At 61.9% G+C, this 223-nt stretch carries 1 protein-coding gene; it reads right to left on the reverse strand.

The window, feature by feature from the left end; genetic code table 11:
• Positions 1–223: Ig-like domain-containing protein (locus tag DOM67_RS04880; protein ID WP_198651731.1), on the reverse strand; the 223-nt coding region annotated here is incomplete at both ends.

Below are 223 nucleotides of genomic sequence, written 5' to 3' on the forward strand. Positions count from 1 at the left end.
CTGACCCACGCCAGACGCGAGCTGGTAGCTCTCCACCGTGCCATCGACATCGGTGGCCGCCGGGACATTACCTTCGAGTACCTGATTTTCACCCGTGCTCTGGGTGTCGGTCTTGGCGACTGGCAGGTCATTGGTGCCTGTGACCGTGATAGTGACCGTCTGCGGGGCACTGACGCCGCCGTTGTTATCGGTGGCGGTGTAGCTGAAGGTGACGTCACGACTC

The sequence above is a fragment of the Salinicola sp. RZ23 genome (assembly GCF_003206675.1).
Taxonomy (GTDB): Bacteria; Pseudomonadota; Gammaproteobacteria; order Pseudomonadales; family Halomonadaceae; genus Salinicola; species Salinicola endophyticus.